We start from the raw sequence: 23,146 nt of genomic DNA, 5'->3' as shown, positions 1-23,146 counted from the left end.
TCGTGACCACTGTCACACCCGATGGGCGAGCGACCGCCCGGCACAAGAAGGAGCAGGAGATGAGGCACAAGACCACGCGAACCCGCGGGCGTATTCCGCAGGTGGGCGCCTTAGTAGCGGCGGTGGTACTCGCGCTTGTCGCCACCGGATGCGGCAGCAGCGGATCCTCGGGCAGCTCGTCGAGCACCGCCGGCACCAGCGACGAGGCGAAGCAGGCACTGGAGGCGGCGTACACCGGAGACACCGGCACCCCGCCGACCAAGTCCACCACGCCGAAGTCGGGCGTGACCGCCTGGGTGATCTCGTGCGGGCAGTCCGTGCCCTCCTGTGTCACGCCCACCAAGGCCATCGTCGAGGCGGCCAAGGCGGTCGGCTGGACCGCGAAGATCTGTGACGGCAAGCTCAGCCCGGACGGCTGGGGCACCTGCATGGACCAGGCCACGTCGTCGGGCGCCGACGTGGTGTTCCCGGTCGGCATCGACTGCGCGAGCATCCAGAAGCCGTTCCAGGAGGCCACCAAGGCCGGCGTCGCCATCGTCGGCGCGGGCGGCGCCGACTGCACCTCGACCGGCGGCAAGACCTCCTACATGGCCACCGAGCGGCTGGAGCTGTCCAAGGCCTCCGACCAGTTCGAGACCTGGTGGAAGAACGCCGGCAAGACCGTCGCCGACTACCTGATCGGCTCCACCGACGCCAAGGCCAAGGTGCTGGAGCTCAAGTTCACCTCGCCGGTGTGGGGTCCGTGGCTGACCGAGGGCTTCGAGGCCGAGATCAAGACCTGCTCCGGTTGCGAGATCGTCGGCTCGGTCGACATCGCCAACGAGGACTTCGGCACCACCTCGGCGGTGGACAAGTTCACCGCCGCGCTGCAGAAGTACACCGACGCCAACGCGGTCTACGTCCCGGTCGGCGGCTGGATGACCCAGGGCTTCGCCTCGGCGGTCAAGTCGTCGGGTCGGATGGACGACCTCGTGGTCGCCTCCGGCTTCGGTGACGAGTCCACGATGGACCTCATCCGCAAGGGCGACCAGGGCCTGAACGCCGCGCTGGGCTACGCCACCACCTGGGGCTCCTACGGGTCGGTCGACGAGGCCATCCGGGTGCTCAACGGCGAGGACCCGGTCGTCGAGGGTGACGGCTACCAGATGGTCGACGCCGACCACAACATGCCCTCCTCCGGCGACTACGTCGGTGGCGACGTGGACTACAAGGCCAAGTACCTCAAGCTGTGGGGTGTGAGCTGAGATGACCACCACTCCCGACCTCCCCCGTACCCCGGCCGCCTCGGCGTACGCCCTCACCATCGACGGCCTGACCAAGCGCTTCGGCGCCACCCTGGCCCTCGACGAGGCGTCGCTGAAGGTCCGCCCCGGGACCGTGCACGCCCTGCTGGGCGGCAACGGCTCCGGCAAGAGCACCAGCATCAAGGTGCTCGCGGCGGTCTATCAGGCCGACGGCGGCCGGCTCACGGTGGGAGGTCGGGAGTACGACCTGTTCTCCCTGACCGCGCACCAGGCCCGCGAGGCAGGGCTGCGCTTCGTCCACCAGGACCTCGGCCTGTTCGAGGGGCTGAGCATCGCGGAGAACTTCGCCTTCGACGCCGGCTACCCGGCCAAGGCCGGGACCGCCATCGACTGGCGGGCGCTGTACCGCCGGGTCTCGGCGGTGCTGGCCGACTACGAGCTCCATGTCGACCCGCGTACGCCGATCAACGAGCTGCGTCCGGCCGACCGCACCATGGTGGCGATCGCCCGAGCGCTCCAGGACGGCGGCGAGGAGTACGGCGCGGACGGCAAGAAGCAGGAGCTCATCCTGATCCTCGACGAGCCGACCGCGTCGCTGGCGCAGCACGAGTCCGCGCTGCTGCTCGACCGGATCCGGCAGCGGGCCGACATGGGCCAGACGGTGATCCTGGTCAGCCACCGGATGACCGAGGTGCTCTCGGTCGCCGACGACTTCACCATCTTCCGCGACGGCCGCACCGTCGCCACCCTCGTGGACGCCACCCCCACCGAGGACGAGCTGGTCGAGCTGATGGCCGGCCGGGCGGTGGACGCTCTTCGTCCGGTCGAGGCCACCAGCGCCGGCGAGGAGCAGGTGCTCAGCGTCTCCGGCGTGGCCGGTGGCCCGCTGCGCAACGTCGACCTCGACGTGCGGCGCGGCGAGATCGTCGGCGTGGCCGGCCTGGTCGGCTCGGGGCGCAGCACGCTGCTGCGCATGCTCTTCGGCGACCTGAAGCCGACCGCGGGACAGATCACCCTCAACGGCAAGCCGTACCACCCCAGCAGCGTGGTGGCCGGCATGCGCCGCGGCGTGGCCCTCGTCCCCGAGGACCGCGGTCGCGAGGCGGCGTTCCCCGACCTGACCATCGCCGAGAACATGTCGGTCACCCGGCTGGGCGACTACTGGAGGTGGCGCGGCATGAACGGCCGCGCCGAGCGGAGGAACGGCCGCCAGCTGATCGCTGACTTCAAGGTCAAGGCGGCCGGACCGGAGGCGCTGTTCACCTCGATGTCGGGCGGGAACCAGCAGAAGGTCATCCTCGCCCGCTGGCTGCAGCGCGACCCCGACCTGCTGTTGCTCGACGAGCCCACCCAGGGGGTGGACGTGATGTCCCGCGTCGACATCTACCGGACCGTCCGTGAGGCCGCCCGTCGTGGCACCTCGGTGCTGGTCGCCTCCTCCGACGCCAGCGAACTGCTCGCGCTCTGCGACCGGATCGCCATCCTGCGCGAGGGCGAGGTCGACGAGGAGCTCGCCGCAGACGGCCTCGACCCCGACGAACTGACCCGCACCCTGCTGCGCGCGACCAGCGTGCGCCGTACCCGTTTGGACAAATGACCAATGAGCACCACCGACCGCGCCCACCCCGGCACCAGGCCCGGCAATGGCACGACCGAACCCAAGGAGGCCGACGCCATGGCTCAGCCCACTGAACCCGTCACCACCGAGACCGCTACCGAGACCGCGGTGGTCCACCGGTCCAGGCCGAGCGCACACTCGCTGCTCGGCTTCGCCGAGCGGTATGCCCTGCTGGGGCTCGTCATCGCGATCTTCGTCGTCTTCGCCGTCATGCCCAGCACCAGCAGCACCTTCACCTCGATGAACAACATCGCCACCGTGCTGCGCGGGCAGACCGCGGTGGGGATGATCGCGATCGCCGCGGTGTTCCCGCTGGTGACCGGGAACATCGACTTCTCGCTGGGCGCCACCTCCTCGGCGTCGATGGTGCTCTCCGCGGGCATGATGGCCAACCACAACATCCCGTGGGTGCCCTGCGCGATCGCCAGCCTCGTCTTCGGCGCCATCGTCGGCACCTTCAACGGGGTGATGGTCACCCGCTTCAAGCTCGACGCGTTCGTCACCACCCTCGGTGTGGCCACCCTGCTCGGCGGTCTCATCACCTGGTACACCGGGGGCCAGACGATCTACAACAACATCTCGACCACGCTGACCGACTTCTCCTACGCCAAGATCCTCGGCATCCCCGAGGTGACCGTGATGGTGATCGTGATCGCGGCGATCGCCTGGTACCTGCTCTCCCACACCCCGTTCGGGCGCTCGTTGTACGCCATCGGCTCCAACCCCACCTCCGCGCGGCTGGTCGGGCTCCCGGTGCAGCGCAACGTCATGCTGACCTTCGTCATCTCCGGCACCGTGGCCGGTGCGGCCGGCCTGCTGCGGCTCGCCGTCGTCGGCAGCGGCCAGTCGGACAACGGCACCTCGCTGCTCTTCCCCGCGCTCGCCGCGGTCTTCCTCGGCGCGACCGCGTTCCGGCCCGGGTTCTTCAACATCCTGGGCACCATGGTCGGCGTACTGCTCGTCGCCTTCTCCGTCAGCGGGCTCACCCAGGCCGGCGTCAACTCCGCCGTCCAGGACGTCTTCAACGGCGCCGCCCTGCTGGTCGCGGTCGGTTTCTCCACCTATCTCGGCGTCAAGCGCCGCTCCCGCGGCTAGCCGGGCGGGCGGGGCTGCCCGCACCGACGCCATCGGTGATGGCAGCCATAGCGGCCAACTCTTTCCCTCACGCCTGGCGGCCCACCTAGCGTCACAGGCGTACCAACCACAACACAGGAGATCCCCATGTCATATGTCGTGACCGCGACCTGGACCGCCCAGCCCGGCAGCGAGGACATCGTCCGCGACGCGATCGAGAAGCTCACCGGCCCCTCCCGGGAGGAGCCCGGCAACCTCTTCTACCAGGCCTACCAGGACCCGGCCGAGCCGAGCGTCTTCCGCCTCTTCGAGATCTACGCCGACGAGGAGGCGTACGCCGCCCACGGCAGCTCGGACCACTTCGCCGAGTTCGGCCACGGCCAGGCCATCCCGGTGCTCGCCAGCCGCGAGCGCGCCTTCTACGAGACGATCGGCTGACCCGAGATGAGGCTCGCTGCCTTCCGAAGCACCGCGGAGGACGCCGGCGCACGACATGTCGGCCTCGTCCTCGGGGATGCCGGGCCTGACAGGTCGACGGCGTGGTGGATCCACCCGTTCGCGGAGGGCACCGACCTCATCGAGCTGCTCGCGGCCGACCCGGTCGACCGCGAGCGGCTCGCCGACGAAGCCGCCCAGGCCGACGGCCTCGCCCCCACCGACGTGGTGCTGCTCCCCCCGGTCTACCCGGTCGCGATGCGGGACTTCCTCACCTTCGAGGCCCACGTGGACGGGATGGAGCGCGGCATGGGCAACCCCGGACCGCCGGCTGCCTGGTACGACGCCCCGGTCTGGTCCTTCATGGCACCGCACGCCGTCACCGGCGGCAACGACGACATCCCGATCCCGCCGTACACCGAACGCCTCGACTTCGAGCTGGAGATCGCCGCGGTCATCTGCCGCGACGCCCGCAACGCCACCCCCGAGGAGGCGCACGCGGCGATCGGTGGCTACTGCGTGATGAACGACTGGTCCGCGCGCGACGTCCAGGGCAAGGAGATGACGCTCAAGCTCGGACCGTCCAAGGGCAAGGACTTCGCCACCACCGTCGGGCCGTGGGTCGTCACCGCCGACGAGGTCGACCGCTTCCGCGACGCCGACGGGTTCCTCGACCTCGCCATGACGGTGCGGGTCAACGGCGTCGAGATCGGCGCCGACCGGTCCGGCAACATGGGCTGGTCCTTCGACCAACTGGTCTCGCACGCCTCGCGAGGGTCCTGGGTGAAGGCCGGCGAGATCCTCGCCTCCGGCACCTGCGCCTCCGGCTCCCTGGCCGAGTCCTGGGGCCGCACCGGCTCGCTCAACCCGCCGCCGCTGCAGGTCGGCGACGTGGTCGAGATGACCATCGACCGCATCGGCACCATCCGCAATCGCGTGGTCGCGTCCCAGCCGGCCGTCGCCGCCGTCGCGCCCGCACGCCGTCAGCTCAGAACGGAGCAGTCCGCATGAACGCCGACTCGCGGGCCACGAGTGTCGCGACCGTCACCACCAGGGACCCCGCCACCGGCGAGGTGCTCGCCAGCTACCCCACCCACGACGCCGCGGCGATCGAGGAGATCCTCGCTCGGGCGGCCACGGCGGCGGCCACCTGGGCCGGGACTCCGCTCACCGAACGGCTGGCGCTGCTCGGCAAGGTCGGCGCCCTGCTCGCCGAGCGACGCGAGAGCTATGCCGCGCTGATCACCGCCGAGATGGGCAAGCCGATCACCGAGGCACTCGGCGAGATCGACAAGTGCGCCTGGAACTGCGAGGTCGTCGCCGACCTCGCCCCGGGCTGGCTGGCCGACGCCGAGATCGCCTCGGGCGCCTCGCGCTCGTGGCTCTCCTACGAGCCGATCGGCGTCGTCTTCGCGGTGATGCCGTGGAACTTCCCGTTCTGGCAGGTGCTTCGCTTCGCCTGCGCGGCACTCGCGGCCGGCAACGCCGCGCTGCTCAAGCACAGCCCCGACGTGACCGGCTGCGCGCTGGCGATCGAACAGCTCTTCGCCGACGCCGGCGCCCCGGCGGGACTCTTCGGCTCGCTGGTGGTCGCGGCCGAGGACGTGCCGGAGATCTCCGCCCGGGTGGTGGCCGACCCGCGGGTCGCGGCGGTCACGCTCACCGGGAGCGAGCGGGCCGGCTCGTCACTCGCCGCCGCCGCCGGCGCCGCCATCAAGAAGTCGGTCCTGGAGTTGGGCGGCTCCGACCCGTTCGTCGTGCTCGCCGACGCCGACGTGGAGGCGGCCGCGGCGATGGCGGTCAAGGCCCGGTTCAACAACACCGGCCAGAGCTGCGTGTGCGCCAAGCGCTTCATCGTGCACGACTCGGTCGCCGAGGAGTTCGTCGAGCGCTTCGTCGCCGGCGTGGGCCTGTTGCAGGTGGGCGACCCGACCGACCCGGCCACCACCATCGGCCCGATGGCCCGCGCCGACCTGCGCGAGGCGATCCTGCGCCAGATCAGCGACAGCCTCGCCCAGGGGGCTCGCCTGGTCCTCGGCGGGCACGCCATCGACGGCCCGGGCTGCTTCGTGGAGCCGACGGTGCTCGAGGACGCCGGGCCGGGCGTCACCGCCTTCGTCGAGGAGACCTTCGGCCCGGTCGCGGCGATCGTGCGCGCCCACGACGACGAGCATGCGATCGCGCTTGCCAACGACACCACCTTCGGCCTCGGCGCCTCGGTCTGGGGCGAGACCGAGCATGCGCTCGCGGTCGGCCGGCGGATCCGGTCCGGCGCCCTCTTCGTCAACACGATGGTCGCCTCCGATCCCCGGCTCCCGTTCGGCGGCACCGGGCGCAGCGGCTACGGCCGGGAGCTGTCGGCCGAGGGCGTCCGCGAGTTCACCAACGTCCGCACCATGGTGCTGGCATGACCGGGCCGGACAACGGAGTCCGCAACGGAGTCTTCGACCATGTCGGGCTCTCCGTCGCCGACCTGCCGGCGATGAAGCGGTGGTACGCCGCCGCACTCGGCATGGAGATCGAGTTCGAGTTCGAGTTCGACCTTCCCGGCGGCCGGATGAGCGGCGCGATGCTGCACGCCACCGCGCCCGACGGCGGCCCCGGCTTCCGGATCGAGTTGCTGCATCGCGCCGAGAGTCGGCTCGGCCTCCAGGCCGGCAGCCCGGTGGAGGCCGCCCTGACCCGCGGCTTCGGGCACGTCGCGTTCGACGTACCCGAGGTCGACGCGGCCTACGACAGCCTGATCGCGCTCGGCGCCAGCGACCGGATGAGCCCACGGGCCTCCCCCGAACCCGGCGTACGGATGGCGTACGTCGCGGACCCCGAAGGAAATCTCGTCGAGCTGCTGGACCGTGCCGCCGCGATCGCGGCCGGCCGCTACGGCACCGGCGAGGCCCACACTCCAGGAGAGCACTGATGAGCGCCCACGGACGACTCGACGGCAAGATCGCGCTGATCACCGGTATCGGCGGCGGCATGGGCGTGGCCGCGGCCCGCCGGTTCTGCGCCGAGGGTGCGCGGGTGGTGGGCTGCGACCTCAACTCCGAGGGGGCCGCCGCCACCGAGGAGCTGATCCGCGCCGAGGGCGGCGAGATCACCACGATGGGCGGCGTCGACCTCGGCGACGCCGAGGCGGCCCGCGCCTGGGTGGATGACGCGGTGGCCGTCTACGACGGTGTCGACGTGCTCTACAACAACGCCTCGACCCAGCGGTTCGCACCTCTCGAGGAGCTCTCCGTCGCCGACTGGGACTTCACCATGCGCAACGAGCTGAACCTGGTCTTCTACACCGTCAAGGCCGCCTGGCCGCACCTGAAGACGTACGGCGGTGGCTCGATCATCAACGTCGGCTCGATCGCCGCGCTGCGCGGAGTCGAGTTCATGGCACAGAACGCCCACTCGACCGCCAAGGGCGGCGTCATCTCGCTGACCCTGCAGCTGGTCGTCGAGGGCGGACCACACGGCATCCGGGCGAACGTGATCAGCCCGGGCCTGACCGAGACCCCCAACACCGCGCCGATGCTGGCCGACCCGCCGGAGCGGATGCGCCGCGTCGTCCTCGATCGGATCCCGCTGGGCCGGCACGGCCAGGCCGAGGACATCGTCAACGCCGCGGTCTTCCTCGCCTCCGACGAGTCCTCCTGGATCAGCGGTACCAACATCGTCATCGACGGTGGTGCCTCCGTCCTCGGCTGAGACGCCTGCCCGAGGTGAGGCGCGAGGTCGCCCCCGGTCAGGCCCCGCGATACCCCTTGCCGAGTCGATAGGCACGGAGACATCGCCAACTCCCGTCCGGCGCGGTCGCAAGGGCGGGGCCCGTCCACAGCTCGACATGACTCACCCGCTGCGAGAACGGCAGCCGGGAGCTCACCGCGCGTTCGGCCGCTCGCAGGGCCGGTAGGGGCTGGCCGTGGCCGACCGTCAGGTGCGGAACGACCTCGGTGAAGGCTCCCCCGTAGATCGGACACTCGGGGAAGAGCTCCTGACAGGCCCCGGTCAGCGCCGTCACCGGGCCGGGGTCGGCCGGAGCCACGAAGAGCACATCGTCGCCGAACCACCCCGTCCGGTCTCCGCGAACATCGAACGGCTCGAACGATCCGAACAGCGTGGCGAGTCGTTGGTGATCGGTGTCGTCGAGGTCGGTCATGAACGGATACAGCACCGTGAGATGCGCCGGCACGCCGACGGCCGCGGCGCGATCCAGCCGACGCCGGTGCTCCCCCACCGCGGCTTCGGCTTCGGGGCACGGCACGATCAGTGCTGCCTCGAGGTCCACGGCGCCATCGTAGGTGCTGGCGAGGAGACAACGTCCGCACTCGAGGTGCGCGACCCACCGCTGCCCACCGGAGCGCGGGACGTACCGCGCATCCTCCACGGCAGGGTCTGAGTCGGCGAGGCCCCAGGACGTAACGCCTGAGCGAATGCCAGGCATCGCCACGCGCTAGTTCCGCCCGGCTGTGACGACGCCTACATTCGCAAATAGTCGCCTATCCCTGGAGCCTCGATGAACCCCCACCTGAACGAACACGGCATCACCCACCTGCGTCACGTCGACCTGGCGGTGCCGGACTATGCCGCCCAGCGCACGTTCTACAAGGACACCTGGGGGCTGACCGAGGTCGGCACCGACGGAGACATCTCCTACCTGGCCGCCGAGGGCTCGCCGGAGCAGTACATCGTCCGACTGCGGAAGTCGGGCGACAAGCGACTGGACCTGATCGCCTTCGGCGCCGAGTCGGACGCGGCCGTGGACGCGCTCGCCGCCAAGCTCGGCACCGCCGGAGTCCAGCTCATCGGCGAGCCCGGACCGCTGCAGACCGCGGGCGGCGGCTACGGCTTCCGCTTCTTCGACCTGGACGGACGCACCGTCGAGATCAGCTCCGGTGTCCAGGTGCGGCAGCACCGGGAGATCGAGGAGGGCGAGGCCATCCCGGTGCGGATCTCGCACGCGGTGATGAACTCGACCGACCCCAACGCCACCCGGGACTGGTACGCGAACGTGCTCGGCTTCAAGCTCACCGACACCCTGTGGGGCGAGCACATGGGCGAGATGATGCACTTCATGCGGTGCAACGACTGGCACCACAGCCTGGCGATCGCCCGCGGCCCGCACACCGCCGTGCACCACGTCTCCTTCGAGATGCGCGGCCTCGACGAGTACATGCGCGGCACCGGCCGGGTGATGCGGGCCGGGATCAAGAAGATCTGGGGCCCCGGCCGGCACAACGCCGGCAACAACACCTTCTCCTACTTCCTCGACCCCAGCGGCAACACCATGGAGTACACCACCGAGCTGGAGCGGCTCACCACCGACGCGTGGCACCCGCACGTGTACGACATCGCCGACCCGATGACCCAGGACGTGTGGGGCACCGCGGACCCGATGAGCGAGATCATCGCCCGGGACTCCTTCAACGACCCCGACAAGGGCGTCTTCGTCGCCCCGCCGGTCTGAGTCGAGGAGACGAGATGAGACTGACCGACAAGGTCATCGTCGTCACCGGTGCCGCCCGCGGCCAGGGTGCCGAGGAGGTCCGCGCGCTGGCGGCCGAGGGCGCACGGGTCATCGCCACCGACGTCCTCGACTTCGAGGGCTTCGACGACGAGGGGCAGGGCTGGGACACCGTCGTCGAGCGTCGCCTCGACGTCACCGACGCCGCGGGCTGGGCGGCCCTGGCCGACGAGCTCCGGACGACGTACGGACGGGTGGACGGGCTGGTCAACAACGCCGGCGTCGCCGCCCGGGAGCGGCTGCCGCACGTCTCACTGGACGCCTGGCAGCGGACCTTCGACATCAACGTCACCGGCCCGCTACTGGGCATCCAGGCGATGGTGCCGCTGATGTCGGCGGGCGCCTCGATCGTGAACATCTGCTCGGTCGCCGCCGTCTCCGGGCATGCGGCGGCGGCCTACACCGCCAGCAAGTGGGCCCTGCGTGGACTGACCAGGTCGGCGTCCCTGGAGCTCGGTGAGCAGGGCATCCGGGTCAACGCGGTCATGCCGGGCCTGATCGACACCCCGCTGATGGCCAACGCCTCGCCGGCCTTCGCCGACGCCGCGCTCTCCGAGATCCCGCTGGGCCGGGTCGGCCTCCCGGCCGACATCGCGCCGACCATCGTGTTCCTCCTCAGCGAGGACTCGGCCTACTACAACGGCGCCGAACTGGTCATCGACGGCGGGCTGACCGCGCACGTGTCACACAAGCACATCGCCGACGCCACCCGGCCGTAGGCTGGTCGACTGCCGCACCTCCCGGCCGACCTCCGCCAGCACCTCGAGCAACCAGCACAGCCCGGCCTCGTCGCTGTTCAACGGATGCCAGTGTGCGGCCTCGACCAGCGGCGAGATGTCCAGCGGCGTCTGGACGACCCGCAGCCCCAGCTCCTCGGAGACCTGGGCGGCGAGTCGCTCGGGGATGAAGGCGTACAGCTGGGTCCCCGGGATGAGGAACGGCAGCGACAACAGCCCGGGCGCCCGCTGGACACAGTGCACCGTCACCCCGGCCTCGGCCAGCGCGTCGTCGGCCGGGGTCAGGATGTCCTCGCCGAACCAGCCGGCCAGATAGGGCAGTGCGGAGAGCTCCGCCAGGCTGGCGTGATCACCCTCGAGCGGGGTGTCCCGGTCGCTGACCACGCAGACGAACCGGTCCCCGAAGACGGTCATCCGCTGACCCGGGATGCCGCGGCGTGCGCTGCCGATGACGAGGTCGCGGCGCAGCAGATGGGTGCCGTGGTCGATGCTCGGGATCGAGTCGTAGGCGACCTCCACGCCGGGGGCGACCTCCGCGAGACGTCGCTCCAGGGCCGTGCCGATGACGAACAGCGCGTAGTCCGAGGCCGAGATGGTGAAGCGCCGGGTGCTCGTCGCCGGGTCGAAGTCCCGCGAGGCCAACAACGTGCGGCGGACCTCGCTGAGGGCCTCCCGCACGATCGGCAACAGCTCCTCGCCGCCGGCCGAGCGGACATAGCCCCGGCCGGCGCGGATCAGCAGCTCGTCCCCGGTCACCTTCCGCAACCGGTTCAGCGCGCTGCTCATCGACGGCTGGGTCATGCCGACCCGCTCGGCGGCACGGGTGAGATTGCACTCCTCGAGCACGGCCTCCAAGGCGACCAGGAGGTTGAGGTCGATGCGGCGCAGGTCGGAGGCCATCGCCCCAGGCTAGAGGATGGCCGCCGAGCGCGCCTGTGCGTCCGCTGTGCAACTGCTACGCACTCCCGATGAGTCGCGCTCATCGGTCGCGCGCCGGCCGCGGCACTCCTATGCTCGCGTTCATGAGCGTGGCCGGCACCGACCTCAACCTGCTGGTTCCGCTGCAGGCGCTGCTCGAGGAGGGCAATCTCACCCGCGCCGGGCAGCGGATCGGCATGACCCAGCCTGCGATGAGCGCCGCGCTGGGCAAACTTCGCCGCAGGTACGGCGACGAGCTGCTGGTCAAGGTCGGCCGTGACTTCGAGCTCACCCCACTGGCCCGGGCGCTGCTTCCCCAGATCCAGCAGACGATGCCGCTGGTCGAGCGCGCCTTCGGCCTGGACCGGCGCTTCGAGCCGGTGCGGAGCACCCGCCACTTCACCATCGCCGCCTCCGACTACGCGATGGTGTTGCTCGCGCCGGAGCTGCGCCGGCGGCTCGACGGCCTCCGCGCCGGGGTCGCCATCGACTGGCGGCCGCTGCCCCCCGACCTCATCTCGCAGCCTCGCGGACTGCTGGACACCGATCTGGTGATCGCTCCTCGCGGACTGGGTGTCGATGCTCCCTCGGCCGATCTGTTCGCCGACCGATTCGTGCTGGTGGTCGACCCGGCCAATCCGGCCTACGTCGACGGAGCGATCAGCGACGATTCGCTGCGTCGACTGGGCTGGGCCCGCGCCGCCCTCGGGGCGGACCATCTCAACCCCGCCGACCGCCGGCTCGCCCAGCTCGGCATCGACCACCATTCCGGGGTCACCGCCCGCGGCTGGCTCCCGCTGCCGTTCCTGGTCCGCGGCACCGAACTGGTCGCGATCCTGCCCGAGCGACTGGCGCGGCGTACGGCGAGTCTGGCCGGCGTGGTGATCGTGCCGACCCCGTTCCGGGAGGCGACCCTGCCGGAGGCGCTGTGGTGGCACCCGTCGCGGGAACACGATCCCGGATTGGTCTGGCTACGCTCCATGCTGGTGGAGGTGGCGTCCACGCTCGCCGGCCCGACCGGCTGACGCCCGGCCGAGGCCGTCGTCGAGCGCGCCAGAGGCGACCGCCCGCTTCCCAGGCGGACTCCGCCTGGGAAGCGGGCGACGGCACCGGTGCGCGCGGGTCAGCGGGTGACCCGCAACCGCACGGTGCTGCTGTGCGAGGTGGCGATGTTCTTGTTGCCGACGTACACGATCCGCAACCGGTAGGTGCCGGCCTTGGCGATCTTCGGCAGCCTCGTGACCAGCCTGCCGTGCTGGGCCGCCCGCAGGGTGTACCTGGCGAGCACCCTGGAGCCGCGCCTCACCGTGACCTTGCCGGTCGGCTTCAGGCTGCCCGGCTTGACCCGGATGACGGCCCTGACCCGCTGGTGCCGGCTGACCTGGTGCGTGGCCAGGCGCAGCTTCGAGGTCGAGGCGTGCTTGGTCACCGTCAGCTTCGCCGTACCGGTGGAGGTCGTCAGCTCGTCGTCGCCGGCATAGGTGGCCGTGACGGTGTGCTTCCCGGCCGCGGTGCCGGCCGGCAGGGTGACGGTGGCCTTGCCGCTCTTGAGCGTGGCGGTCTTGACCAGCGACCTGTCGACCTTCACCTTGACCGTGCCGGTCGCGGTGTCGTCCCCGCCGCTGACGCGGACGGTGGCCGTCCGCTTGGTGCCGTAGGCGACCTTCGCCTTGGACAGCTTGACCGTGGTGGTCGACGCCGACGTGGCGGTCGAGGAGCCGCCGGCCGTGACGATGATCGGGTCGTCCGAGTCACCGGTGTAGGTGGTGCCGGCGGTCAGCTCGGAGGGCGAGTAGTCGACACCGTCGATGGTGATGGTGACGTCCGCGCCGTCCGCGCCCTCGATGCTGGAGTCGTCGCTGACGGTCAGGCTGGTCAGGTACGAGGTGCCGGTGGCGGTCCAGGTCGAGCCGTCGGCCAGGTCGACGATGACGCCGTTGTTGACCGGTGCCGCGGCGGTGTTGCTGACGTGGCCGATGTCCTCGTAGTTGTCCTCGTCGACGTAGCCGTCGGGATGCGCGATGGTCGAGGACGAGATCGCACCCTCCACGGTGCTGCCGTCGAGGTTGACCACCATGTTCTTGTCGCTGAGGGCTCCGTTGTAGAGGTTGCCGGTGACCGAGGTGTCGGTCAGGTTGACGTCGGTGCGCGAGTCGGCGTCGGCATCGGTCAGGTCGGCGCCGTCGGCGGTCGCGGTCGAGTCGGTGTAGGTCCCGCCGACGCCCGGGTCGTCGTTGTCCATCACCTGCATGATGGTGTTCTCGTCGGAGTTGAGCGAGGGCTGCTCGGTCGAGTCGCCGGTCACGTTGAAGGTGGTCGCCACGCCGGCCGCGCCGGTCTTGTCCTCCAGCACCGCCTGCCCGGTGTTGAGGGTGGTGCCGCCGTCGATGGTGACCGTGCTGGCGCCCGCCCAGGTCATCACGCCGATCCGGTCGGAGTTGACCGTGGTGGTCCGCTCCTCCAGGTCGGCCAGCTCGTCGTCGGTCAGGCCGATCGAACGGTCCGTGTTGAGCGTGGCCACGTCCTCGGCGTCGCTGTCACCCAAGTGGATGACATTGGCACCGTTGGCCGCGATCGCGCCGTAGTCGGCGACGTTGAACGTGGTGCCGAGCATCTGGGCGTTCGCTCCGCCGATCTCGTAGGTGCCGTAGCCGGAGTCGGTGGTGCTGACGTCGCTGTTGATCGCGGTGAGCTCGACGTCCTCACCCGAGTCGGTGGACAGCGCGCCCCAGTCCTGGGCCTGGACGGTCGAGTTGACGTACGCCGCCTTGCTGTCGGTGCCGAGCAGCAGGGTGGCCCGGTTGGTGCCCTCAATGCCGAGCATCCACGGCGCCGCGATCATGGTGTCCTCGGACACGTTCGCGGTGTAGTCGCTCGGCAGGGTGCCGCCGGCCGCCTTGATCGTGGAGTTCTTGACGACCACGTTGGCCCCGTTGTCGGAGATCACGCCGGTGCGCACCACGCCGGTGTCGTCGACGTCGGCACCGTCGACGGTGAGGTTGGCATCGTTGGTGCCCATGATCGCGGCGCCGTCTCCGACGAAGTCGCTGCGACCGTTGCCGGTCAGGCTGATGGTCGGGTCGGTCAGGTCGTAGTCCGTCCCGTCGACCCACACGCCGTTGAACGTCGAGCCGGTGGAGGTGGCCTTGAAGTTGCTGGCCGAGGAGTCACCGGGGGTGTCGCCCAACCAGCTCGCGTCGACCGACTCGTCGCCGTCGACGCCATCGGAGTCGACGTAGAGCGACTGCCGGATCGGGAAGACCAGGCTCGAGCCGGTCTCGGTGTGCTGGGTGGTCACGGTCAGCACCACGCCGCTGTCATCGCTGCCGCCATAGTCGCCGGCCTGGATGGTGCCGGCCACGTCCTCGATGCTGTCCCAGGCCTGTCCGGTCTCGACGCCGTCGACGGTCAGGGTGACGTCGTACCCGTCGGGGGCGACCACCGAGCCGCCGTCGTCGACGATGAGCTCGTCGAGGTCGCTGGTCGCGCTCACCGTGCAGGTGTCGCCGTCGGCCACCTCGAGCACGCCGTCGCTCACCGACCCCGAGGTGCAGCTGATCCCGTCGGTGTCGGCGAATGCCGCGCCACCCATCACCGGCGTCATCGTCAGTGCCAGTCCGGTCAGGCTCCCCGCCGCCGCGGTCCGCGTCAGCCAGATGAGTCTGGGACTCCTCTTCCGCACTGCCGATGCCATCTTCGGCCTATTTCGCCGCATCCTCACTCCTCTGCTCTTTCTGTGTTATTTCGAAGACGATTGAACGATGGTGAAGAAATGCTCAATGACGTCCGTGCCCGACTAGAACATCCGTATGAAGTGTGACGCCAGTCACGCTCTGCGATGACTGACATCGGATTCGTCAATATGGCCTCTCACCTGCGTGAACACGTGCGATCAAACATTGCCGATCGTGATAGCCGCCACGCCCTTGCCCCGATGAATTCATAGGAAATCCACGGCCCCGGCCAAGCCGCCCCACCGGGAAGGCTGGTGGCATATGAGCGGCCTGTGGAGAAACGCGGTATCGGGTGCCGACAAGAAACCCGCGCCGGAATTCGTTGATCCAATGGCCATCAAATCCCCTGAGGCAGGCCCCCACGTACCGTGCCGCAAAGGCCGGACCAGGTGGCGGGCCCCCGTGGCGACGCATCGACAACGGGCATGGGTCCTATTCGCATGGGTGAGTTCCGTCACAAGGGCTGACCGGTTTGGCTGTTCCCCTCGGCCACGACGCGGTATCTCGCGCGTTTTCAACGACAGGAGCCATTCACCCATGCATCTCTCACCACCACGGCCAGGCCGACCCAGATTCGCGATCCGGTGGTCGACCACCGCGCGGCTGGCCGTTGCGGGCGCGCTCGGCGGTCTCGCCGTCAGCACCCTCCCGCTCGCCGGTTCCGCCTCCGCGGCGACCGCGGTCAGCTGTGACGGCAGCGACGCGGTCTCCGCGGGGGTCCTGAACGTCGCCGACGGCGAGACCTGCACGATCTCCGGCAAGACCACCCTCGACGAGCTGGTCGTCGCCGACGGCGGCTCGGTGGTGGCACCCGACGGGTACGACGTCACCCTGACCGTCGACGGCGTCGAGACCGGACAGGCCTGGGACAGCATCGAGGACGTGGCCGGCACCATCCAGGCGGGGACCTACCAGGGCGCCGACGACAGCGGCGTGGTGCTGACCGTGACCACCCAGCACACCGAGACCGGCTCGAGCCTGGTCTTCCCGATCCGGCAGTCGCTCTACGTCGACTCCAGCGGCATCGACGACTCCCAGTCCGTCGCCGCCAGCTGGACCGGCAGCAAGCCCGGCGCCACGAAGGCCAAGAACTTCGCGGTGACCTCGACCGGCTCCACGTTCAACGGAGCCTGGGTCGACGGCGCCGACTACACCATGACCGACCCGACCTTCACCATGACCGGCAACGGCCGCGACGACTTCGTCGACGACGGCGCCGCGGTGACCGGCACCAACGGGGCGAACCTCACCCTCGACGGCGCCACCATCAAGAACAAGGGCGTGGTGCGGACCGGCGTGATCTCCGACGGCGGTGCCAACGTCGTGGTGAAGAACTCCGACATCGACGTCTCCGGCGGCGACCTGCCCAGCGACTACACCGCGAACGTCAGCCCCGACACCATGATCGCGGCGCCGTGGATGCTCGGCCTAGAGGGCACCAACCGGGCCACCCTGCTGCTCGGCGACGGCAGCAAGGCGACGTACCTCAACACCAGCGTCACCGCCGCCGACTGGGGCGCCCTGTCGACGGACTCGGGCTCGGACGTCAAGCTGAACGCGATCAACTCGAAGGTCACCACCACCGACTCCGGTTACGGCACCTACGCGATCGGCAGCGCGACCGGGGAGTACCTCGGCACCGACTTCGACGTGGCGAGCTACCTGTCGATCTCGGCGAACGGCGAGAACGTCGTCCACTTCGGCGACAGCGACGCCGACGACGTCGCGGCGCTGAACACCGATGACGACCTCGGCCTGAGCGACGACGACCTGGCCTCGGTCGACGAGCAGACCTCCACCCTGACGTCGGCGCGCCTCGGCTTCATGACCTGGGCCGGCGACAACACCGTCGACGTCGATGGCGGCACCAAGGTCACCACCGGCAACGCGACCTTCGAGGACAAGTCGCAGACCGGCACCACGACGTACAACGTCACCGGTGACGAGGACGAGTCGCCGTCGCTGAAGTCCGGCACCGGCGTCATCGTCCAGGTCATGGACCAGGACGACCCGGGCCCGGGCGGCAGCTACACCGACCCGACCAGCGTGACCCAGAGCGCCAGCGACTCCGACCTGCAGAACGCGGACCTGACCGCACGCACGGACACCAACCTGACCGGCACCACCGTCAAGGGTGACTTCTTCAACGGCTCCACCGTGTCGAAGAACCTGGTCGTCAACCTGTCCGACAGCACCGTCAAGGGCCGGATCAGCTCCGCCACCGCGGTCCACGAGGGCACCGTCGACGAGGCCGACTACACCCGCATCGGCATGGTGACCAACACCGTCTCGGCGCCGGTCAACGGCGGCGTGATCGCCGACCTGACCGACGGTTCGACCTGGAGGGTCACCGGCACGTCGTACCTGACCAGCCTCACCGTCGACGACTCCTCCTCGATCGTCGGCTCGGGCGGCAAGGACGTCACCATCACCCAGGGCGACAACACCTACACCCCCGACGAGCTGGTCGGCCAGACGATCACCGGCACCTACGCCGACCCGATCGAGGTCAGCGTGGCTGACGGCACCATCGGCTCCACGACGGCGGTCAAGGTGGCCAACACCACCTACGGCAAGGCCGGTTCGGCCAAGGTCACCGTCGTCGACGCCGACGGCGACGCCGCCTCGGGCGACGTCACCGTCAAGGTCGACGGCACCACCGCCGGCACCGCCACCCTGAGCGACGCCGGCACCGCCACCGTGGCCCTGCCGGCCAAGTTGAGCGCGGGCAAGCACACCGTGACCGCCACCTACGCCGGTAACGACGACGACGCCTCCTCCACGGCGAGGACGACGTTCACCGTCGCCAAGCTGGCCTCGACCTCGAAGCTCTCGCTGGCGAAGTCGAAGATCCACAAGGGCAAGCAGGTCCGGGCCACCATCAAGGTGACCTCCTCGGCCACCCCGACCGGCCGGGTCTCGGTGCTCAACGGCTCCAAGGTGATCGGCAGGTACACGCTGAGCGCCAAGAAGTCGGGCAAGCTCACCGTGACGCTGCACAAGTTCACCAAGGCCGGCACCTACCACCTGCGGGCCGTCTACGCCGGCAGCACGAACGTCGCCGGGTCGAAGAGCGCCAAGGTGACGCTTCGGGTCGTCAAGTAGACCCGAACGGGGCCTCGTCTCGGCCTCGACATCAGCACCGGTCCCCGGTCGCCTCTCCCGGCGACCGGGGACCGGTCATTTCGCGTCCTTCGCCTCATTTCGCGCTGTGGAGTCCGGCCGGGTCCGCAGACCTGCCCACGGCGTACCGCCGTCTGGGTCAGGCTGCGCACGCGCACCGCGGTCACTCGACCGCCAGAAGGGCTCGGAGAACCGGTGCGTCGGCGGCGAGCGAGGTCTGCGTGCGCGGGTGCCCGAACGAGGCTGTCCCCCAGGGCACACCCCGCCTGGTGAGCTCGCGACATCGCCCAGCGGTGGCGGGGGCCGAGGACCCTGGCCGAGGAGCGTGGATCCGCTGCGCGGTGGGAGACGACGAGCGCCCGTCTCCCAGGTGATCGCCTGGGAGACGGGCGCTCGGTGATCGAGGTGCCCTTCGTCGGACTAGCCGACGGTCACCACGATCGGGTTGTCGGAGTCGCCGGTGATCGTCTGGCCGGCGAGCTCGTCGGGGGTGTAGGTGTCATCGCCCACGGTGATGGTGACGTCCTTGCCGCCGGCGCCGGTGATGCTGGCGTCGTCGCCCACCGTCAGGCTGGTCAGGTACGACGTGCCCGAGACGGTCCACGTCGAGGTGCCCGACAGGTCGACGATGACGCCGTTGTTCACCGGTGCGGAGACGGTGTTGTCCACGTTGCCGATGTCGGTGTAGTTGTCGGCGTCGACGTAGCCGTCCGGGTGGGTCGCGGTGGTCGAGGAGATCACGCCACGGATGGTGCTGTCGTCCAGGTTGAGCACCATGTTCTTGCCGTAGAGGGCGCCGTTGTAGAAGTCGCCCTTGACGCTCTCATCGGTCAGGTTGACGTTGGTCAGCGAGTCGGCCGAGGCGTCGGTCAGGTCCCAGGAGGAGTCCTTGGTGGCCGTCGTGTCGGTGTAGGTCCCGGTGGTCGAGCCCGGGTCGTCGTTCGACATCACCTGCATGATCACGCCGTTCGCCGAGGTCAGCGACGGCGACTCGGTGTCGCTGCCGGTCACGTTGTAGGTGCTCACCAACGCACTGCCGCTGCCGGAGGCCTTGTCCTCGAAGACCGGGCCCGCGGTCTTGAACACGGTGCCGCCGTCCACGTTGACGGTGCTGGAGCCGCCCCAGGTCATCACGCCGATCTTCTTGGAGACGACCTTCGTGGTCTGCGCCGAGATGTCGGCCAGCTCGCTGTCGCTGAGCCCGATCGACCGATCGGTGTTCAGCGTGGCCACGTCGTCGGCGTCGCTGTCACCGAAGTGGAGGACGTTCTCGCCGTTCGCCGCGATCGCCCCGTAGGAGGCGACGTTGAACTTCGTGCCCAGGAACTCCGAGTCCGCGCCGCCGATCGCGTAGGTGCCGTAGCCGGACCTCTTGGTGATCACCTTGCTGTTGATCGCGCTCAGCTCGACGTCGGAGCCGGCGTCGGTGGACAGCGCGCCCCAGTCCTGCGCCTGGACGGTGGAGTTGACGTAGGCGGCCTTGCTGCTGTCACCGAGCAGCAGCGTCGCGCGGTTGGTGCCCTCGATGCCGAGCATCCACGGGGCGCTCATCATGTAGGTGGTGTCGACGGTGCCGGTGCTCGGATAGTCGCTCGGCAGGGTGCCGCCCTTGGCCTTGATGGAGGAGTTCTTGACCACCACGTTGGCGCCGCCGTTGGAGATCACCCCGGTGCGCACCACGCCCTTGTTCTTGACGTTGGCCCCGTCCACGGTGACGTTGGCGTCGTTGTTGCCGACGATGGCGGCGCCGTCCCCGGCGAAGTCGCTGCGACCGTTGCCGGTCAACGAGATGGTCGGGTCGGTCAGGCTGTAGTCGGCGCCGTCGACCCACACGCCGTTGAAGAGCGCACCGGTGGAGGTCACCTTGAGGTTGTCGGCGCTGGAGTCGCCCGGGGTGTCACCCAGCCAGCTGGAGGCCACCGACTCGTCGTCGTTGACCCCGTCGGAGTCGACGTACAGACTCTGCCGGATCGGGAAGGTGTCACCGCTGGTCTCGGTGTGCTGGACGGTCGGGGTCAGCACCACGCCGTCGCTGCCGGACCCCTTGTAGGTGTGCGGCTGGATCGTGCCGCTGGTGTCCTCGTAGCTGTCGTAGGCCTGGCCGGTCTCGACTCCGTCCACGGTCAGGGTGACGTCATAGCCGTCGGGCGCGACCACCGAGCCGCCGTCGTCGACGATCAGCTTCTTCAGGGTGGTCACCGCCGAGACGGTGCAGGTGTCGCCGTCGGCGACCTCGAGGACGTTGTGCGAGACCGCCCCGGTCTCGCAGCTGATCCCGGAGGTGTCGGCGAACGCCGCACCGCCGACGAACGGCGTCATGGTCAGCGCCAACCCGGTGAGACTGCCGACGGCCGCGGTCCTGGTCAGCCAGATCAGCCTGGGACTCCTCGGTCGTTCCGATGAAGCTGTATTTCCCATTGTCTGCCGCATGCTTTCTCCTGTGCCCTGTCTGTGTGTGGTTCCAGAAATCCCCCATGAATCCGCAAATGACTAGACCACTCGGGCCAGTGTGATGCTAGTCACCCGATGAAATAACTGGCATCGCATTCGTCAATGAGCCGGACTGAGCGGGGCGAGAGGGCAGATGCATTGACGAGCGTGATGCCAGCCATTCACTCTGTGTGACTTCTGTCACAGGAAACTCACGGTCTTGAATGTTCTCAGCGAATCCACAGTGCCCGCCGCGCGTTCACGGCGGACGGATCCGCTCGGCTCGGGAAGTTCCGAAGGATGCCGGACATCGAGGAGTTCAGAATGAAGCACCCCCACCCCCGCCGCGTCGGCCTCGCCGTCGCCGCCGTCACCGCGGCGGTCGCCGCCTGCCTGGCGACGACACCGGCCAACGCGACCACCGGGCTGCTCAGCAGCTCGGCCAGCGCCCATGCCAAGACCGTCGTCGTCGCGAGCGGCGACACCTGGACCGTGACATCGACCACCAAGCTCCACAAGCTGGTCATCGAGGACGGGGCCATCGTCAACGCCGAGGACGGCAAGGCGGTCGTGCTCACCGTCAACGGGAAGGAGACCGGCGGCGTCCTCGCCTCCACCAGCGGCACCGACACCTACATCGGAGCCGGCACCTACCGCGGTGACGTGGTGCTCCACGTCGTCGACGCGAACGAGATCACCTGGAACAGCCTGGTCTTCCCCGAGCGGCAGGCCATCTACGTCGACGCGGACGGCGTCAGCTCGACCAAGTCGGTCCGCGACGCGGCGATCGGAGGCAAGATCACCGCCACCCGGGCCAACAAGACCTCGATCACCTCCACCGGGCAGAACTTCACCGGCTTCTACATCGCCGGGAAGAGCTACGACATCGCCAACTCGAAGATCCGGATGAAGGGCAACGGACGCTCGGACTTCTCCGGGTACGGCGCCGGCCTGGTCGCCGACGGCCAGCGGGTGACGGTGAACAACACCACCATCAACAACACCGGTGCCGCCCGGGTCGGCATCCTCGCCGCCAACGGAGCCAACCTGGTGGTCAAGAACTCCGGCATCCACACCCACAACGGCACCCTGCCCAGCGACTACACCCCGACCGTCGACCTCTCCCAGATGCGCAGCGCGCCGTGGATGCTGGGCATCATCGGCAACGTCCGCGCCACCAACATCACCGGCGACGACACCGAGGCCACCTACATCAACTCCCAGGTCAGCTCGGACGGCTGGGGCGTGCTGTCCACCGACTCGGGCTCCAACGCCCAGCTGACCTCGATCAACAGCCACGTCTACACCACCGGCAACGAGGGGTACGGCGCCTACGCGATCGGCAACGCCACCGACCGCTTCCTCGGCTCCAAGCTCGATGTCGGCACCTACGGCGCCATCATCACCGGCGGCTCGGTCGAGTACGGCGACTCCAGCCGGTCGGCGGTCTCGGCCCTCAACGACAGCCTCGACCTGGAGTTGAGCGCCAAGGAGCTCAGGAACCTCGCCGACCGCGCCACCACCATCCGCTCCCGCGGCTGGGGCGTGATGTGGCACGGCCAGGGTGACGCCACCATCACCGGTCGCACCACGCTGGTCAGCAAGCGGGCCACCTTCCTGGACAAGGGTCAGCACGTCGACATCAGCGTGGACGGCTCCGACGGCGCCGTCCTGACGCCGAAGGACGGCACCCTGCTGCAGATGATGGAGAACGACGACCCGGGCCCGGTGATGGTCGACGGGAACCTGGTCAACGAGGGCGTCTACACCGAGCCCACCACCGATCCGACCAAGGACTCCAGCTTCGACGTCACCGCCGTGCACTCGAGCTCCGACGCGATCGCCGACTTCTCCGACATCGCACTGCACGGGAACCTCTACAACGGCATGCGCAACGGCAAGAACCTGGTGCTGACCCTCGATGACGCCACCCTGCGCGGAGCCGTCTCGGCCTCGACCACCAAGCACGCGGTCGACACCATCTCCAGCGCCGAGTACAAGCAGCTGGGCGTGGTGAGCAACACCGTCGGCCCGGTGGTCAACAACGGGGTCATCGTCAGCCTCACCGGCGACTCGACCTGGACACCGACCAGCACGTCGTACCTGTCCAGCCTGAGCATCGGCGAGAACGCCGCCGTCAAGGCGCCCAAGGGCAAGACGCTCACCCTGACCGTCGACGGCGTCACCGAGCCGCTCAGCGCGGGCTCCAGCTACACCGGGGACATCGAGCTGACCGTCTCCTGAGCTCCGCCCGGTCTCCTCGGCCCCGGCCGACCGTGGGTGCCTGGGTGGGCTGTCCGCCTCGCTGGCACCCACGGCTG

The 23,146-nt window shown here is 69.4% G+C and carries 17 protein-coding genes; 13 read left to right on the top strand and 4 right to left on the bottom strand.

The features are described from left to right. The first annotated feature begins 2 nt into the window (after positions 1-2). The 8 genes from QM638_RS20445 to QM638_RS20410 all read left to right on the top strand — a co-directional run bounded on the left by QM638_RS20445 (position 3) and on the right by QM638_RS20410 (position 8,067). On the top strand, positions 3-1,244 hold the full coding sequence (locus tag QM638_RS20445) for a sugar ABC transporter substrate-binding protein (RefSeq protein WP_415145066.1): 1,242 nt from the start codon (positions 3-5) through the stop codon (positions 1,242-1,244). A 1-nt stretch (position 1,245) separates the two neighbouring features. Further along, the gene (locus QM638_RS20440; protein ID WP_415145065.1) at positions 1,246-2,841 is read left to right on the top strand and encodes a sugar ABC transporter ATP-binding protein; all 1,596 of its coding nucleotides are present in this window, start codon (positions 1,246-1,248) and stop codon (positions 2,839-2,841) included. Positions 2,842-2,844: 3 nt separating this feature from the next. Continuing rightward, a complete protein-coding gene (locus QM638_RS20435) occupies positions 2,845-3,957 on the top strand; it encodes an ABC transporter permease (RefSeq protein ID WP_415145063.1) in 1,113 nt (370 codons plus the stop codon). Positions 3,958-4,083: 126 nt separating this feature from the next. After that, positions 4,084-4,374 carry a putative quinol monooxygenase gene (locus QM638_RS20430; RefSeq protein WP_415145061.1) on the top strand — a complete coding sequence of 97 codons (291 nt, stop codon included), beginning with the start codon at positions 4,084-4,086 and terminating at the stop codon, positions 4,372-4,374. Between the two features lie 6 nt (positions 4,375-4,380). Beyond that, positions 4,381-5,382: a fumarylacetoacetate hydrolase family protein gene (locus tag QM638_RS20425; protein WP_415145059.1), complete on the top strand. Its 1,002-nt coding sequence runs from the start codon at positions 4,381-4,383 to the stop codon at positions 5,380-5,382. Then, entirely contained in the window at positions 5,379-6,782 is a 1,404-nt protein-coding gene (locus QM638_RS20420) for an aldehyde dehydrogenase family protein (protein ID WP_415145057.1), read from the top strand. The genes QM638_RS20425 and QM638_RS20420 overlap by 4 nt, the downstream gene beginning before the upstream one ends. Next, a complete protein-coding gene (locus QM638_RS20415; protein WP_415145055.1) occupies positions 6,779-7,288 on the top strand; it encodes a VOC family protein in 510 nt (169 codons plus the stop codon). The genes QM638_RS20420 and QM638_RS20415 overlap by 4 nt, the downstream gene beginning before the upstream one ends. After that, positions 7,288-8,067, top strand: a complete 780-nt coding sequence (locus tag QM638_RS20410) for an SDR family NAD(P)-dependent oxidoreductase (protein ID WP_415145053.1) — start codon at positions 7,288-7,290, stop codon at positions 8,065-8,067. Before QM638_RS20415 ends, QM638_RS20410 begins: the two co-directional genes overlap by 1 nt. Positions 8,068-8,104: 37 nt before the next feature. Here the strand turns inward: QM638_RS20410 and QM638_RS20405 are convergent, their stop codons facing one another. After that, positions 8,105-8,647, bottom strand: coding sequence for a 2'-5' RNA ligase family protein (locus QM638_RS20405; protein WP_415145051.1), 543 nt, complete (start codon positions 8,645-8,647; stop codon positions 8,105-8,107). Between the two features lie 228 nt (positions 8,648-8,875). Between QM638_RS20405 and QM638_RS20400 the strand changes: the two genes are divergently transcribed. Together QM638_RS20400 and QM638_RS20395 are read left to right on the top strand one after the other, a co-directional pair. Next, positions 8,876-9,826 (top strand): VOC family protein, encoded by a 951-nt coding sequence (locus tag QM638_RS20400; RefSeq protein WP_415145049.1) that lies wholly within the window; start codon positions 8,876-8,878, stop codon positions 9,824-9,826. A 14-nt stretch (positions 9,827-9,840) separates the two neighbouring features. Continuing rightward, entirely contained in the window at positions 9,841-10,602 is a 762-nt protein-coding gene (locus QM638_RS20395) for an SDR family NAD(P)-dependent oxidoreductase (RefSeq protein WP_415145047.1), read from the top strand. Here QM638_RS20395 and QM638_RS20390 read toward each other — a convergent pair. Continuing rightward, the gene (locus tag QM638_RS20390; RefSeq protein WP_415145045.1) at positions 10,567-11,520 is read right to left on the bottom strand and encodes a LysR family transcriptional regulator; all 954 of its coding nucleotides are present in this window, start codon (positions 11,518-11,520) and stop codon (positions 10,567-10,569) included. The two genes, QM638_RS20395 and QM638_RS20390, sit on opposite strands and share 36 nt — an antisense overlap. A 122-nt stretch (positions 11,521-11,642) precedes the next feature. Here QM638_RS20390 and QM638_RS20385 point away from each other — a divergent pair, with 122 nt between their 5' ends. Further along, positions 11,643-12,563 (top strand): LysR family transcriptional regulator, encoded by a 921-nt coding sequence (locus tag QM638_RS20385; protein ID WP_415145043.1) that lies wholly within the window; start codon positions 11,643-11,645, stop codon positions 12,561-12,563. Positions 12,564-12,661: 98 nt separating this feature from the next. On the opposite strand, the gene QM638_RS20380 is transcribed toward QM638_RS20385, so the two are convergent. Beyond that, on the bottom strand, positions 12,662-15,232 hold the full coding sequence (locus QM638_RS20380; RefSeq protein ID WP_415145041.1) for a beta strand repeat-containing protein: 2,571 nt from the start codon (positions 15,230-15,232) through the stop codon (positions 12,662-12,664). A 577-nt stretch (positions 15,233-15,809) separates the two neighbouring features. Between QM638_RS20380 and QM638_RS20375 the strand changes: the two genes are divergently transcribed. Beyond that, positions 15,810-18,377 carry an Ig-like domain repeat protein gene (locus QM638_RS20375; protein ID WP_415145039.1) on the top strand — a complete coding sequence of 856 codons (2,568 nt, stop codon included), beginning with the start codon at positions 15,810-15,812 and terminating at the stop codon, positions 18,375-18,377. 438 nt (positions 18,378-18,815) lie between these two features. On the opposite strand, the gene QM638_RS20370 is transcribed toward QM638_RS20375, so the two are convergent. Next, positions 18,816-20,825, bottom strand: coding sequence for a hypothetical protein (locus tag QM638_RS20370; RefSeq protein WP_415145037.1), 2,010 nt, complete (start codon positions 20,823-20,825; stop codon positions 18,816-18,818). A 324-nt stretch (positions 20,826-21,149) separates the two neighbouring features. Between QM638_RS20370 and QM638_RS20365 the strand changes: the two genes are divergently transcribed. Further along, a complete protein-coding gene (locus QM638_RS20365; protein WP_415145035.1) occupies positions 21,150-23,069 on the top strand; it encodes a hypothetical protein in 1,920 nt (639 codons plus the stop codon). Positions 23,070-23,146 lie beyond the last annotated feature (77 nt).

This window comes from Nocardioides sp., assembly GCF_047606145.1.
In the GTDB taxonomy this organism is placed as follows: Bacteria; Actinomycetota; Actinomycetes; order Propionibacteriales; family Nocardioidaceae; genus Nocardioides.
Note: the sequence above shows the minus strand (reverse complement) of the source record. Positions and strands in the feature narration are given on the sequence as shown.

What these genes read in the sequence shown, in the direction of transcription:
- QM638_RS20430 (WP_415145061.1), top strand. Translation starts at nt 4,084, where the DNA reads ATGTCATATGTCGTGACCGCGACCTGGACCGCCCAGCCCGGCAGCGAG.
- QM638_RS20440 (WP_415145065.1), top strand. Translation starts at nt 1,246, where the DNA reads ATGACCACCACTCCCGACCTCCCCCGTACCCCGGCCGCCTCGGCGTAC.
- QM638_RS20410 (WP_415145053.1), top strand. Translation starts at nt 7,288, where the DNA reads ATGAGCGCCCACGGACGACTCGACGGCAAGATCGCGCTGATCACCGGT.
- QM638_RS20370 (WP_415145037.1), bottom strand. Translation starts at nt 20,825, where the DNA reads ATGCGGCAGACAATGGGAAATACAGCTTCATCGGAACGACCGAGGAGT.
- QM638_RS20395 (WP_415145047.1), top strand. Translation starts at nt 9,841, where the DNA reads ATGAGACTGACCGACAAGGTCATCGTCGTCACCGGTGCCGCCCGCGGC.
- QM638_RS20425 (WP_415145059.1), top strand. Translation starts at nt 4,381, where the DNA reads ATGAGGCTCGCTGCCTTCCGAAGCACCGCGGAGGACGCCGGCGCACGA.
- QM638_RS20380 (WP_415145041.1), bottom strand. Translation starts at nt 15,232, where the DNA reads ATGGCATCGGCAGTGCGGAAGAGGAGTCCCAGACTCATCTGGCTGACG.
- QM638_RS20390 (WP_415145045.1), bottom strand. Translation starts at nt 11,520, where the DNA reads ATGGCCTCCGACCTGCGCCGCATCGACCTCAACCTCCTGGTCGCCTTG.
- QM638_RS20420 (WP_415145057.1), top strand. Translation starts at nt 5,379, where the DNA reads ATGAACGCCGACTCGCGGGCCACGAGTGTCGCGACCGTCACCACCAGG.
- QM638_RS20365 (WP_415145035.1), top strand. Translation starts at nt 21,150, where the DNA reads ATGAAGCACCCCCACCCCCGCCGCGTCGGCCTCGCCGTCGCCGCCGTC.
- QM638_RS20385 (WP_415145043.1), top strand. Translation starts at nt 11,643, where the DNA reads ATGAGCGTGGCCGGCACCGACCTCAACCTGCTGGTTCCGCTGCAGGCG.
- QM638_RS20435 (WP_415145063.1), top strand. Translation starts at nt 2,845, where the DNA reads ATGAGCACCACCGACCGCGCCCACCCCGGCACCAGGCCCGGCAATGGC.
- QM638_RS20415 (WP_415145055.1), top strand. Translation starts at nt 6,779, where the DNA reads ATGACCGGGCCGGACAACGGAGTCCGCAACGGAGTCTTCGACCATGTC.
- QM638_RS20400 (WP_415145049.1), top strand. Translation starts at nt 8,876, where the DNA reads ATGAACCCCCACCTGAACGAACACGGCATCACCCACCTGCGTCACGTC.
- QM638_RS20375 (WP_415145039.1), top strand. Translation starts at nt 15,810, where the DNA reads ATGCATCTCTCACCACCACGGCCAGGCCGACCCAGATTCGCGATCCGG.